This window comes from Methyloparacoccus sp. NF-16, from assembly GCF_056880625.1.
Map to the genome: position 1 here is coordinate 1,279,839 of NZ_CP174130.1, position 13,160 is coordinate 1,292,998.

Here is a 13,160-nt window from a genome sequence, read left to right on the forward strand (position 1 = left end):
TGTCGTCATGTCGGGGCGGCGGATGCCGGCAAGCCGGCGAGGCGCCGATCTGCTCAGTGGCTGGTGACGGACTGGCCGCCGCCCTGCTGCATCTGTTGCAGGTGCTGGGCGTAGAGGGCGTCGAAGTTGACCGGGGCGAGCAGCATGGGCGGGAAGCCGCCCTTGGCGACCAGATCGGAAACCACCTCGCGGGCATAGGGGAACAGCAGGTTGGGGCAATAGCTGCCGAGCAGATGGCCCATTTCCTCGTTCTGGAAGCCGCTGGCATTGAAGATGCCGGCCTGGGTGATCTCGACCAGGTAGGCGGTCTTCTGTTCCAGCTTGACGGTCAGGGTAATGGTCAGGCCCACCTCGTAGACGCCGTCCTGGATCTGCTGCGCGCTGCTGGCGAGGTTGAACTCGACCTGCGGCTCCCAGGTCTGGGTGAAGACCTGCGGCGAATTCGGCGTTTCGAAGGAGATGTCCTTGACGTAGATCTTCTGGATGCTGAACTGGCGTTCGGCTTGATTGCTGGTGTTTTCTTCGGCCATGGCTAGGGTGTCAGGGTTGAGTGCGAAAAGGGGAGCGGACCCCGTCGCGGGCGGGGTGGCTGACGGGATTGCGGACAGTCGTGCGTGCGGTGGCGGCCGCGATCAGCCGCGCTTCTTGGAAACGGGCAGGCTCTGGTCCTTCCAGGCGAACATGCCGCCCTTCATTTCATAGACCTTGGTGAAGCCGAGCTTGGTCAGCTGCTTGCCGGCGGCCAGGGAACGGGTGCCCGACTGGCAGGTGACGATCAGCGGGTGTTCCCGGTGCGGCGCCAGTTCGGCGGCGCGCTCGCCGAGCTTGGCCAGAGGGATGTTGCGGGCGCCCTCGATATGGCCCTCGGCGAATTCGTTGGGTTCGCGCACGTCGATCACCACGGTCTCGTCCTGGTTCATCAGCAGCACGGCTTCGTTCGGCGTCACGCTCTGATGCTTGCGGAAGGCGGAATCGATGAGGTCCTGGACAAGCAGGAGGGTGACGATGAACAGACCGCTGGTCATGACCCAGTGGTTGCCGATGAATTCCAGTAGCTGCTCGGGAGTGATGTTCATGTTTTATTCGGAGTCGGTGTTGCTGTGGGGGTTGCCGTCGGCGCAGAAGACTTCGCGCATCATCTGGATGAGCTTGAGGGTGCGCTTGTCGTCGATGAAGTAGTACACGCGGTTGGCCTCCTTGCGGCAACCCAGGATGCCCTTCGACCGCATGATGGCCAGATGCTGCGAGATGTTGCTCTGCGTCGTGCCGCAGATGTCGACGATGTCCTGCACGTTGACGCTTTCATCGCCCAGGATGCAGAGAATCTTCAGCCGCAGCGGGTGGGCCATGGCCTTGATGGACAGCGCGGCGCGGGTGATGTCCTCGTCCCGGCTGATGAGTTCTTCCTTCATGTTACGGTCTGCTGACTCCGGCGTTGTGGCTCCAGTTCGCATCGGTCCGATGGGCCACCGGGCACGACGCGTGAAGGAAAAACGGCTAAAATCCCGGCCAGCGGCGCCAGGTGGCGCCGATTCCCATTCCAGATCGACCATCCTGGTTCGATCCGTGATCAGCCGGAGATTATACGTTGAACTCGCCTCGCCCTAAACCCGTCGTGCTCATTATCCTGGATGGATTCGGCTACAACGAGTCCGATCAATACAACGCCATCGCGGCCGCCAACACGCCGACCTGGACGCAGCTCTGGAACGACTGTCCCCATACGCTGCTCCACTGCGCCGGCGAGACTGTCGGCCTGCCGGACGACCAGATGGGCAATTCCGAGGTCGGGCATCTTCACCTGGGCGCCGGCCGTCTCATCAACCAGGACTTCACCGCCGTCAACAAGGCCATCCGCGACGGTTCCTTCTTCGACAATCCGGCACTGTCGGCGGCGGCCGAGAAGGCCAGGGAAACGGGCAAGGCCCTGCACATCTTCGGCCTGCTGTCGCCGGGTGGTGTGCACAGCCACGACTTCCAGATCCAGGCCATGGCCGAGCTGGCCGTCCGCAAGGGCGTGGAGAAGGTCTACATGCACGCCTTCCTCGACGGTCGCGATACGCCGCCGCAAAGCGCGGCCGGTTCCATCCGGGCCCTGGAGGCCAAGTTCGCCGAGCTGGGTCGGGGGCGCATCGCCTCGCTGGCCGGCCGTTTCTATGCGATGGACCGGGACAATCGCTGGGAACGCGTCGAGAAGGCCTACCAGCTGATCGCCGAGGGCCAGGGCGAGTTCACCGCTCCGACCGCGATGGCGGGTCTGGAAATGGCCTACGCCCGCGGCGAAACCGATGAATTTGTCCAGACCACCGCCATCGTCCCGGCCGGGGAACAGCCCGTTCACCTCGAGGACGGCGATGTCGTGGTGTTCATGAACTTCCGTGCCGATCGCGCCCGCGAGATCACCAAGGCGATCAACGACGCCGATTTCGGCGGCTTTCCGCGCCGGGTCGTGCGCAAACTGGGTGCCTATGCCACCCTGACCGAATACCATCAGGACTTCACCTATCCGGTCGCGTTTCCGCCGCTGTCCATCACCCATACGCTGGGCCAGGTGCTGGCCGAGCAGGGGCTTACCCAGCTCCGCCTGGCAGAAACCGAGAAGTATGCCCATGTGACCTTCTTCTTCAATGGCGGCAAGGATGAACCCTTCCCGGGCGAGTCCCGGATACTCATCCCGTCGCCGAAGGTCAAGACCTACGACCTGCAGCCGGAAATGAGCGCGCCGGAAGTCACGGACGAGCTGGTCAAGGCCATCGAGGGTGGTCAGTTCGACGTCATCATCTGCAACTATGCCAACGGCGACATGGTCGGGCATACCGGCATCATGTCGGCCGCCGTCAAGGCGGTCGAGGTTCTGGACGCTTCGCTCGCACGGGTTGTGGCGGCGCTCGACAAGGTGGGCGGCGAGCTCCTGATCACCGCCGACCATGGCAATGTCGAGCAGATGGTCGACCCGGAAACCGGTGTCGCCCTGACCCAGCACACTACCTTCCCGGTGCCCCTGGTCTACAAGGGGCGTCCTGGCCGCACCCTGGCCGAGGACGGCAACCTGGCGGATATCGCGCCGACGCTGCTGGACATGCTGGGGGTCGCCAAGCCGACCGAGATGACGGGGCGGTCGCTGCTGCACTGAGCCACTCGCACCATGGCCGCCAATCCTCCCGCTCGCAGGCGCGCGGGCCGCACCTGACACGGTTCAGCTTGTCTCCGATCGGGCGGGCGATTTTCCTCCGGTCCCTGGCGATGCTGCTGGCCAGCCGGGCCGGCGTGCTGGAGGCGATGGTCGAACCTGTGACCGAGCCGTTGGCGAATATCCAGCAGCGCATCGAGAGCACGCGCCAGACGCGCGATGCGCTGCAATCGGTCCGGGACCGGCTCGATCAGCAGCTGGCCGATATCGAGCGCCGCCAGGGCGAGCTGAGCCGTGAAATCGCCGAGCTGGAAGCCCAGCTGCGTGCCAGGGAGCAGCGCATTGCCGGACTGAAGCGGCAGCGCAAGCAGCTGGATGCGGAGATCCGGCGCCAGCAGCGTCTCCTGGCCGGACAGATGCGCAGCGCCTACGCGATCGGCCACAAGGACTGGATGAAACTCCTCCTCAATCAGGAGGAGCCGTCGCGCCTGGCGCGTGTGCTAGCCTATTACGGCTATCTGAACCAGTCCCGATCGGCCCTGATTCAGACCTGGCGGGAAGACCACATCCGTCTGGGCGACCTTGAGTCGGAGCTGAACGGGGAGATGACGCTGGGGCGCGAGACCCGGCGGCACGTTCAGCACGAGCGGGCCGACCTGCAGGCGGCGACCCAGGCAAGACGGCAACTGCTGGCCAGCTGGGACCGCGAGCTGAGCAGCCAGGCGGCCCGTCTGGCGCAACTCCGCGAGGACGAGCGGCGTCTGGCGGAACTGGTGAAGTCCGTCGGCGCGGAGTCTCCGCCGGCCGAGGCGCCGGCTCCGGATGCCAGGTCGCCGTCCGTTCAGGACAAACCACGCAAGGCGCGTTGTCCGCCGGCCGGTGCGCTGCTGGCGGCGTTCGGCAGCCCGCGGTTGAGCGGGCGCTGGGATGGCTTGCTGATCGCCGGCAGGGAAGGTGCGCCAGTCCGTTCGGTTGCTGGTGGCCAGGTCGCCTTCGCCGACTGGTTTCGGGGCTACGGCCTGCTGCTGATCCTCGATCATGGCGATGGCGTCATGAGCCTTTATGCCTTCAACCAGACTCTCTACAAGCGCCAGGGCGACGCGGTGACGGCAGGCGAGATGATCGCGGCCGTCGGCTCCAGCGGCGGCCGCGACAAGCCCGGGCTCTACTTCGGTATCCGGCGGAACGGACAGCCCGTCGACCCCGTGTCCTGGTGTGCCGGACGTGCCTGAGCGCCGGCGAACCCGTTTAACCCTTTCACGAGATTTCTCTATGTTGCGACCGAACCCCCTCTTGACTCTGATCGGCGCGCCGGTACTGGGCCTGACCCTGGGCGTGACGGGCATGGCGCTGGCCGAGAAGCCCGAACCGCCGGCCAACGCCACCCTGGAGGGCAAGACCGACGATCAGGCCCAGATACCGTTCGAGGGACTCAAGACCTTCTCCGAGGTGTATGGCCGGATCAAGCAGGACTATGTCGAGCCGGTCAAGGACGACAAGCTGCTGGAGGACGCGATTCGCGGCATGCTCACCGGACTGGATCCGCATTCGGCCTACCTCGACAAGGAACAGTACGACGAACTGAAGGTGGGCACCACCGGCCAGTTCGGCGGGCTGGGCATCGAGGTCGGCATGGAGAACGGTTTCGTCAAGGTCATCGCCCCGATCGACGACACCCCCGCGCAGAAGGCCGGGGTCAAGGCGGGCGATCTCATCATCCGCCTCGACGAGAAGCCGGTGAAGGGCCTGAGCCTCAACGACGCGGTCAAGATCATGCGCGGTGAGCCCGGCAGTCCCATCGTGCTGACCATCGTCCGCGAGGGCGCGGAACAGCCGATCAAGATCAAGCTGGTGCGCGACATCATCAAGGTCAAGAGCGTCAAGAGCCGCCTGCTGGAAGAGGGCTACGGCTATGTGCGGCTGTCCAGCTTCCAGGCCAAGACCGGCGAGAGCATGATCGAAGCCATCGACGAGCTGAAGAAGAAGGGCAAGCTCAAGGGGCTGGTCATCGATCTGCGCAACAATCCGGGCGGTGTCCTCAATGCCGCCGTTACGGTCAGCGATGCCTTCCTCGACGACGGCCTGATCGTCTACACCGATGGTCGTGTCGAGGACGCCAAGATGAAGTTCAGCGCCTCCTCCGGCGACCTGCTCGAGGGCGCGCCCATCGTCGTGCTGATCAATGCCGGTTCGGCCTCGGCCTCGGAGATCGTCGCCGGCGCCCTGCAGGATCACAAGCGCGCCATCATCATGGGCGAGAAGACCTTCGGCAAGGGGTCGGTGCAGACCATCCTGCCGACCAGCAACGGCGGCGCGGTCAAGCTGACGACGGCGCGCTACTACACACCCTCCGGCCGGTCGATCCAGGCCGAGGGCATCACCCCGGACGTGCCGATTTCCCGCGTCAAGCTGGAAGCCGCGCAGCAATCCGAGTTCGGTCCGCTCAAGGAGTCCGACCTGGCTAACCACCTGGAGAACCCCAAGGTTGGCCAGAAGCCGGCAACGCCGCCGCCGGCCGCCACCGAACCGGCCAAGGAGCCGCTGCTGCAGAAGGCTCCGGAGAAGACGCCGGAAGAGCAGGAGGAGGCGCTGGCCCTGCAGGACTACCCGCTCAACGAGGCGCTCAACCTGCTCAAGGGCATCAACATCATGCGCAAGGGCGAGGTCAAGAAGAAATAGCCGCCGGGGCGGGCCGCCCGCGCGCGAGCCTGCCGGCGAGGCGCCATGCCGCGGTGGCGCACGGGAACCGGCTACACCCGGTCATTGCCTCCCCGACGGTTCCTCGCGGATGGCTGTCGCCACGCGGGTGGCGGCCGGACCTCGAGCCCGGCAGCAGGGTAAATCGCCGGCGCGCACGGTTGGCGGGCCGTATCCCCCCCGCGTTCAGCCGGATCGCGGCTCGTCCACGCCCGGGGGCCGGGGATCCGTTGCCGGGGATGCGGCAGATGCCGCCTGGTGTCCGATCGCACCCCTTGGGGGGGTGTCGACGGGTACCGTGAACCAGAAGAGGCTGCCGTGCCCCTCCCGGCTTCTCGCGCCCAGCTTGCCACCCATCAGCTCCACCAGCTGTTTGCTGATGGCGAGACCCAGCCCGGTGCCGCCGAAACGGCGGGTGAGGCTGGCATCGCCCTGGCTGAAGGGCTGGAAGATCTTCGCCAGTACCCCGGGCTTCATGCCGATACCGGTATCGCGAACCTCGAAGCGCAGTCGCCCGCTTGCGGAATCCCGCGGCCGATACCGTACGGTCAGGAGGATCTGGCCCTGCTCGGTGAACTTGATGGCGTTGCCCAGCAGGTTGATGAGCACCTGTTCCAGCCGGTCGGGATAACCCAGCAGGGTTGGCGGCGCGGCGGCCGGTCCCTCGATCTGCAGGGACAGCCCCTTGGTCTCGGCCATGTGGCGCAGCAGGCGATCGACCCGGCGCACCAAGACCGGCAGCAGGAAGGCCTGCCGATCCAGGCGCAAGCGACCGGCCTCGATGGTGGACAGGTCGAGCACATCGTTGATGATGCCCAGGAGGTGATCGCCGGCCTCGCGGATCAGGCCGACCGTCTCGCGCTGCTCCGCCGGGATGCGGTCCTGCTCCAGCACCTGGGCGAAGCCCAGGATCGCGTTCAGGGGCGTCCGCAGCTCATGGCTCATGTGGGCCAGGAACTGGCTCTTGGCGGCACTGGCGGCGGCCAGCTGGGCGGTACGCTGCTCGACCATTCTCTCCAGATTCTCGCTCAACTCGCGATAGCGCCGCTCGCTTTCCTGCAAGGCGAGTTCCGACTCCTTGCGGCGGGTGATGTCGAGATGCGTGCCCGACATGCGTAGCGGCTTGCCGTCCTCGCGCCATTCGACCACCCGCCCGCGGTCTAGGACCCAGACCCAGTCGCCGCTGCGGTGCCGCATGCGGAATTCGCACTCGTAGAATTCCAGCTCACGGGCAAAGTGGTGCTTGAGCTGGGCCAGCGCCTGGTCCAGGTCGTCCGGATGCACCAGGTCGGTCCAGGCGCGGATGGTCAGGGGTTCCAGCTCCTTCAGCGTCAGTCCCAGGATTTCGGCCCAGCGCTCGTTGAACGCTACTTCGTCGGTGACGACATTCCAGTCCCAGGTGCCGACATGGGTGCCCCAGATGATATCGGCCAGGCGCTGCCGCTGGCATTGCGCGGCATGCTCGCTGTCCTGCAGGGCCTGGGTCCGTTCCGCCACCAGGCGTTCCAGGTTGTGGCGGTGGTGTTCCAGCTCCAGCTCCGCCGTTTTCCGTGCGGTGATGTCCATGATGGTGCCGATGAGCCGCGCGGGAGTGCCATCCTGATATTCGATGCTGCCCCAGGCGTCCACCCAGCGGATCTGTCCATCGCCGGGACGAACGATCCGGTACTGATCCTTGAGGAATTTGCCGATCTGCACCACCAGCCGGAAATGCGCCATGGCCCGCGGCCTGTCCTCTGGATGGATCAGGCTGCTCCACGCTTCGGCAGTCCTTGCGAACCGCGGGCCGATGCCGAGGATGCCGTCCAGCACCGGCGAACTGGTCCAGCGGCCGAGGCGCAGATCGGCCTCGTAATAGCCGATGTGGGCATTGCGCTGGGCAACCTCCAGCAGGTGTGTGCGGTGCCTCAGTTCGGCCTCCTGGCGGCGCCGGTCGGACACATCGCGCGTGGCCCCGATCAGCTGCATGGCCCGGCCTGCGGCATCGCGGACGATCGTGCACTGGTCTTCGACCTCGGTGTAGCGCCCATCCTTGCGGCGCAGACGATAGGCGCAGGTCCATCGGCATTGCGCGGAATCGAGCGTGCGGCGGATGCTGGCCATGACACGCCTGCGGTCATCGGGATGAATTCGCTCCCGCCAGGCCGCCACGCCTCTGCCCAGTTCTTCCGCGGCATAGCCGAACAGTGACTCGAACGCGGCATACCAGCTCACCCGGTCGCGGGCAACGTCATATACCCAGGTGGTGTCGAACGTGTTGCCGATGACCAGCCGGAAACGCGCCTCGCTGTCCCGCAGGCGGCGGTGCAGGCGGTAGACGTGGAGAGCGGCGCCGCTGATCAGCGCCAGGCTGGCCAGCGCGGCGGCGAGGTAGGCATGCGGCCACTGGCGCCCTTGTGTCCAGCCGGTGTCCTCGAACAGGAACCGGTCCAGCGTGAAATCTGCCGGCAGCATGCCTAGCTCGGCATAGGCATCGGCGATGTGGCGCCAGCGCTCGCGGTTCATGTAGCCCAGCGGCACCAGCGGATGCTGGACCAGCGGCGCGATATGCCGGGCCTCGAATTCGAGCGCCTCGGGGCTGGCCTGCGGCGCATAGCGTTCGCGGATCAGCCGGATGGTGTCGTCGATGTGCTCCAGGGCGTACCGCCAGCCTTTCAGGCTGGCTTCGCGAAACGCCAGTGCCCGCTGCGGGTGCTGCCGGATTTCCCGCTCGGTGGTGAAGAGGTTGTCGCCGTAGAAGTCGATTCCGGCGGCGCGCGGACTGTATAGCTGATAGGCGAAGGACGCCCGGCCGAGCAGGAACGGAGCGATGGTGACATAGGCCGCCATCGCGTCCGTCTTGCCGGCGATCAGGTCCTGCAGCTGGAAACTATGCTCCGGACGCGTGAACTGCCTTTCCGTCAGCCCTTCGCGGCGCAGGTAGGCGAGCAGTTCCTCGGCGCCAGGCTCCATCATGATGCGTTTGCCAAGCAAATCGTGAACGCTCTGCGCGTAGCCACGGTCGGGCACTATCAGAACGTAGGGAGAGTGCTGGAAGATGGCGGCTAGGGCGACCACTGGTTGCCCCGCCTGCCGGGCCAGCAGCAGGCTGCTGGAGCTGGTTCCGTAGTCGGCCCGGCCCGCGACGACTTCCTGGATGGCATCGAGCCCGGGGCTGGCCTCGCGGAGGGTCACGTCAAGCCCGGCCTCACGGTAATAGCCCTGTTCCCGGGCGGTGTAATAGCCGGCGAACTGGAACGCGTGCTTCCACTTGAGCTGCAGGGTTACCGGTTCGTTCGCGCTGGCCTGGCCCGAGCCGCCTGCCGCCATGACGGCAGCAGTCAGAATCCAGTTCCACAGGCATTTCCCTCGGCCCTGGCGGAGGTTTTTCATTGGCATGCAGGCGATCTTTTCACCACGGAGGATCGAGGGGTATCCCGGGCGGCTTCCCAAAATGGTTATATTTATAAGTTCGACTATAGACCGTTTGCCCGGACGCGCATCGCCATGGCTCATGAGACCTGCTAGGACTGCCGGATATCCGGATTGTTCGAGCCGCCGTGAATCGGCGGCTCCCGATAAACATCACCCGCGAGAGGCCTGAAGCCCATGGAATCGTTTCAGTGGACCCGTCAGTTCGAAACGGGCATCGGCGACATCGACGAGCAGCACCTGCGGCTGGTCGAGCTCATCAACGCTTTCGGCGATCACCTCACGGGGTCGGCGGATCTCGATCTGGCGGAGCTCGAAACGGTATTCGCCGAGTTGGCCGCCTATGCCGATTACCACTTCAAGGCCGAGGAGGCGATGATGGCCGAGAGCCGGCTGGACGAACGTTTCCAGACGCTGCACGTGCAGCAACACGCCGACTTTCTCGACGAAGTTCAGCGACTGCGGCAGAACATGCTGAAAGGTGATCCGGAGGGGGCGCAGCGCCTGCTGATGTACCTGATTCACTGGCTGGCCTATCACATTCTCGGGACCGACAGATCCATGGCCAGCCAGCTGATGGCAGTACACGGGGGCATGTCGCCCGAGCGGGCTTATCTGGACAACACCCGCCGTACGGCGGATGGGGCGATGGATTTGCTGCTGGGCGCCCTGAACGGCCTGTTTCACGAGGTTTCCGAACGCAACCGCGAGCTGGTGCAGCTCAACGCGTCGCTGGAACGCAAGGTCGCCGAGCGCACGCAGGCGCTGCAGGAAGCCAATCGCCAGCTGGAGCAGCTGGCCAATACCGACGCCCTGACCGGCCTGCCCAACCGGCGTCAGGCGCTTTACCGGCTGGCCCGCGCCTGGCAGGCAGCCGAGCAGGCGGATGCGCCGCTGGCCTGCCTGATGCTGGATGCCGACGGTTTCAAGCAGGCCAACGACACCCATGGCCATGATGCCGGCGACGAGGTGATACGGCAGCTGGGCTGGCTGCTGCGTGACAGTCTGCGCACCGACGATTTCGTCGGCCGCATGGGGGGCGACGAGTTTCTGGTCATCCTGCCCGATACCCCGCTGGCAGGTGCCCTCCTCATCGCCGAACAGCTGCGCGAGGCGGGGACACGGTTGCGGGTGCCCCTCGGGACCGCCGAATGGCGCGGCAGCCTCAGCATCGGCGTCGCCGTGCGTGCGCCCGGCATGCCGGGTTACGAGGCGCTCATCAAGGCTGCCGACAACGGGCTCTACGCCGCCAAGCGCCAGGGCCGCAACCGTGTGGGGCAGGCATCCGGGCCTTAGGCTTGGGCATGCGTGCTACCATCCCGACTCACGCCTTATCCCAATGCCTGCCATGCCTTCATCGCTGGAATCGGCTTTGAATGAGGCTCTCGAAGAGGGCCAGTTCGTGTACTACTACCAGCCGAAAGTGTGCCTGCAGGATGGCCGCCTGTCCGGCGTCGAGGCACTGCTGCGCTGGATGAAGCCTTGCGGGACCATGGTCCAGCCGGCCGATTTCCTGCCGGAAGCCGAATCCAGCGGTTTCATCCGGGAAATTTCCAAGGGCATGCTGGACCGGCTGCTGGTCGATTTCGTGCTCATTCACGAGTTGCATCCCGCCTTGGTGCTCTCGTTCAACCTGACCGCCCAGGACTTCGATTCCAGCGAGATCGTGGATCGTCTGCGACGGTCCATCGGCAGTCTGTGCATCGATCCCCGCTACCTGCAGGTCGAACTGACGGAGACCTCGCTGATCCACAGCTCGCCGGTCGTGCGCGAGAACATCCACGCCCTGGTGGAAATGGGCATCGCGCTGGCGATGGACGACTTCGGCACCGGCTATTCCACCATCGACGTACTCAGCCAGTGGCCGTTCAGCGTGGTCAAGATCCACCAGGGCCTGGTCGAGCGGGTACTGGCGTGCAGCAAGAGCATGGCGATCGTCAAGTCCTGCATCTACATGGCGCACCAGCTTGGCGTGAAGGTGGTTGCCGAGGGCATCGAGAGTGCCGAAGTCTATGATTTTCTGCTGCATGCCGGCTGTACCGAGGGACAGGGCTACTGGATGGGGCGCCCGATGCCGCTCGATCAACTGCTCGAATACCTCAAGCAGGACCATCACTGGGCCGGCAGCCCCATCGGCTTCATCCACATGGCGCAGATGGATCACCTGTGCTGGCGGCGCAACTTCATCGAGTGGGTGATCGCCCGGAATTTCGGCCGCGATCCGCCGCCGATGGGCGAATGGCTGCATGTCTCGATCGCGGAGGGCGAGTGCGATCTCGATCGCTGGTATCGCGAGCAGGGCCGCGTCTTTCGCGGCATGGCCGCCTACGACGCGCTGGACAGGCCGCACCGCCTGTTTCATGCCGGCTGCCGGGAGATCGTCGAGGCGGTCGACAAGGGGGCCAATCTGGCCGAGATCGTCGACCGGCTGCGGCACATGATGCAGTGGTCCGGCGAGGTTCTGACCCGCCTGCAGGAACTGGAACTGGAAGCCTTGCTGGCGCGCAGCCAGTCGGCGATCGGCCAGGCACCATCCGACTTACCGCCGCCGGTCTAGGACCGGTCACCCGCGCTGTCGCTTTCCAGCGGCTGCAGGCGACGGCGCCAGGCCGACAGGCGCTGCAGCGCGATTTGCCGGATCAGCCGTGCCTGGCGATAAACCGCCGTGGCCCGGATGCGTTCGCGAGCCCAACCCAGCCAATAGGTCACGCTGCCATGCAGCCGGGCGAACCAGCGGAAGCTCAGCAACTTCTCCCGGGTCAGCGCAAACAGGTGCGAAAGCAGGAGCGTCCCGGCCAGTTTGGCCGCGACGAGCAGGGCGATACCCTGCACGACATGGCCGCGGGCCATGAGCCAGACGGCGACGAACTTGAACGGCGTCACCAGGAGGACCGGCAGCAGGAAGGTGGCCATCGCGACACGGGGACTGGCCGCCAGCAGCCAGCGGTCGAAGCTCAGCAGGTGCAGCCAGGCCGACAGACGGTAGCCCAGCGCCGTCAGCCATTCCCAGATCCATTCCTCGAGGATCAGCAGGAAGGCCAGCAGCGACAGGAGGAGTTTCTTCATCTTCAACGAGGAGTGGTTGTAGGCGGGATGAGGCATTCTAGGCCATCGCCGTCCCCGCGGCCCGCATGGCAACCGCGCCTGTCGCCGGAAGACCTCAGGCCGCCCCGACGTCCGCCACGTAGAGTCCATCCATGAAACCCTATCAAGGTCTGCCGATCGCCGAATGCGGCGAGCCGCTGGTGACGATTCCGCCGGCCCGGTTCCGGCTGGCCACGCCTCACCCCTACGTGGCGCTGGGCGCGCCGTATCATGGCAGCGCTCCCTGGCGGCTGCGGCTCGGCGTTCTCGAGGCGCTGACCCGGGCGCAGCGGCACTTGCAGCGGCTACGCCCGGGATGGTGGCTCAGGCTGTTCGACGCCTATCGGCCGATTGCCGTGCAGGCCTTCATGGTCGAGCGGGAGTTCAGGCAGCTCGCCGGCGGGCGTATCCCCAGCGAGGTGCCGGCGGCGGAACGCGCCATCCTGCTGGAGCGCGCCTACCGCATCTGGGCGCCCCCCAGCCATGATCCCGCCACGCCGCCGCCGCACAGCACCGGTGCGGCGGTCGACCTCAGCCTGTGCGATGCCGAAGGACGCGAGATTCACATGGGATCGCCGATCGACGAGAACTCCGCGCGTTCCGAGCCGGACCACTTCATGGCGCTCGACCCCGTGGCGCATGCGCACCGCTGCCTGCTGTGCCGGGTGATGACGGACGCCGGCTTCCGCCGGCATCCGGGGGAATGGTGGCATTTCAGCCTCGGCGATCAGCTGTGGGCCTGGCAGATGCGCGAGGCAGGCGTGACCGGCCGCGTGGTGGCGCGCTACGGACGTGCCGACCTGCTGCACGACTCGGGGCCATGAGCGGGCATGCTTCG

General features: G+C 65.8%; 11 protein-coding genes. 6 read left to right on the plus strand and 5 right to left on the minus strand.

From position 1 onward, the window contains the following. Positions 1 to 53 precede the first annotated feature (53 nt). From secB to ACH5N8_RS06165, 3 genes are all read right to left on the minus strand, one after another. Positions 54 to 530 (minus strand): protein-export chaperone SecB, encoded by a 477-nt coding sequence (secB, locus tag ACH5N8_RS06155; protein ID WP_460027808.1) that lies wholly within the window; start codon positions 528 to 530, stop codon positions 54 to 56. A 102-nt stretch (positions 531 to 632) separates the two neighbouring features. Then, positions 633 to 1,076: a rhodanese-like domain-containing protein gene (locus ACH5N8_RS06160; protein ID WP_460027809.1), complete on the minus strand. Its 444-nt coding sequence runs from the start codon at positions 1,074 to 1,076 to the stop codon at positions 633 to 635. A gap of 3 nt (positions 1,077 to 1,079) precedes the next feature. Continuing rightward, on the minus strand, positions 1,080 to 1,412 hold the full coding sequence (locus tag ACH5N8_RS06165) for an ArsR/SmtB family transcription factor (RefSeq protein WP_460027810.1): 333 nt from the start codon (positions 1,410 to 1,412) through the stop codon (positions 1,080 to 1,082). Positions 1,413 to 1,615: 203 nt separating this feature from the next. Here ACH5N8_RS06165 and gpmI point away from each other — a divergent pair, with 203 nt between their 5' ends. From gpmI to ACH5N8_RS06180, 3 genes are all read left to right on the plus strand, one after another. Further along, positions 1,616 to 3,133 (plus strand): 2,3-bisphosphoglycerate-independent phosphoglycerate mutase, encoded by a 1,518-nt coding sequence (gene gpmI / locus ACH5N8_RS06170; RefSeq protein ID WP_483282909.1) that lies wholly within the window; start codon positions 1,616 to 1,618, stop codon positions 3,131 to 3,133. 110 nt (positions 3,134 to 3,243) lie between these two features. Beyond that, positions 3,244 to 4,362, plus strand: coding sequence for a murein hydrolase activator EnvC family protein (locus ACH5N8_RS06175; RefSeq protein WP_483282910.1), 1,119 nt, complete (start codon positions 3,244 to 3,246; stop codon positions 4,360 to 4,362). Between the two features lie 40 nt (positions 4,363 to 4,402). After that, positions 4,403 to 5,809: a S41 family peptidase gene (locus tag ACH5N8_RS06180; protein ID WP_460027813.1), complete on the plus strand. Its 1,407-nt coding sequence runs from the start codon at positions 4,403 to 4,405 to the stop codon at positions 5,807 to 5,809. Between the two features lie 204 nt (positions 5,810 to 6,013). Here the strand turns inward: ACH5N8_RS06180 and ACH5N8_RS06185 are convergent, their stop codons facing one another. Beyond that, entirely contained in the window at positions 6,014 to 9,205 is a 3,192-nt protein-coding gene (locus tag ACH5N8_RS06185) for a PAS domain-containing protein (RefSeq protein ID WP_483282911.1), read from the minus strand. A gap of 210 nt (positions 9,206 to 9,415) precedes the next feature. Between ACH5N8_RS06185 and ACH5N8_RS06190 the strand changes: the two genes are divergently transcribed. Continuing rightward, a complete protein-coding gene (locus ACH5N8_RS06190; protein WP_483282912.1) occupies positions 9,416 to 10,534 on the plus strand; it encodes a bacteriohemerythrin in 1,119 nt (372 codons plus the stop codon). Between the two features lie 76 nt (positions 10,535 to 10,610). Next, positions 10,611 to 11,795, plus strand: coding sequence for an EAL domain-containing protein (locus ACH5N8_RS06195; RefSeq protein ID WP_483282913.1), 1,185 nt, complete (start codon positions 10,611 to 10,613; stop codon positions 11,793 to 11,795). On the opposite strand, the gene ACH5N8_RS06200 is transcribed toward ACH5N8_RS06195, so the two are convergent. Next, positions 11,792 to 12,340, minus strand: coding sequence for a Got1/Sft2-like family vesicle transport protein (locus ACH5N8_RS06200; protein ID WP_483282914.1), 549 nt, complete (start codon positions 12,338 to 12,340; stop codon positions 11,792 to 11,794). The genes ACH5N8_RS06195 and ACH5N8_RS06200 overlap by 4 nt on opposite strands. A 95-nt stretch (positions 12,341 to 12,435) precedes the next feature. Here ACH5N8_RS06200 and ACH5N8_RS06205 point away from each other — a divergent pair, with 95 nt between their 5' ends. Further along, the gene (locus tag ACH5N8_RS06205; RefSeq protein ID WP_483282915.1) at positions 12,436 to 13,146 is read left to right on the plus strand and encodes a M15 family metallopeptidase; all 711 of its coding nucleotides are present in this window, start codon (positions 12,436 to 12,438) and stop codon (positions 13,144 to 13,146) included. The last annotated feature ends 14 nt before the right edge of the window (positions 13,147 to 13,160 follow it).

Coding starts and splice junctions, on each gene's coding strand:
- ACH5N8_RS06205 (WP_483282915.1), top strand. CDS start 12,436: ATGAAACCCTATCAAGGTCTGCCGATCGCCGAATGCGGCGAGCCGCTG.
- ACH5N8_RS06200 (WP_483282914.1), bottom strand. CDS start 12,340: ATGCCTCATCCCGCCTACAACCACTCCTCGTTGAAGATGAAGAAACTC.
- ACH5N8_RS06185 (WP_483282911.1), bottom strand. CDS start 9,205: ATGCCAATGAAAAACCTCCGCCAGGGCCGAGGGAAATGCCTGTGGAAC.
- secB (WP_460027808.1), bottom strand. CDS start 530: ATGGCCGAAGAAAACACCAGCAATCAAGCCGAACGCCAGTTCAGCATC.
- ACH5N8_RS06175 (WP_483282910.1), top strand. CDS start 3,244: ATGCTGCTGGCCAGCCGGGCCGGCGTGCTGGAGGCGATGGTCGAACCT.
- ACH5N8_RS06165 (WP_460027810.1), bottom strand. CDS start 1,412: ATGAAGGAAGAACTCATCAGCCGGGACGAGGACATCACCCGCGCCGCG.
- ACH5N8_RS06160 (WP_460027809.1), bottom strand. CDS start 1,076: ATGAACATCACTCCCGAGCAGCTACTGGAATTCATCGGCAACCACTGG.
- ACH5N8_RS06180 (WP_460027813.1), top strand. CDS start 4,403: ATGTTGCGACCGAACCCCCTCTTGACTCTGATCGGCGCGCCGGTACTG.
- ACH5N8_RS06190 (WP_483282912.1), top strand. CDS start 9,416: ATGGAATCGTTTCAGTGGACCCGTCAGTTCGAAACGGGCATCGGCGAC.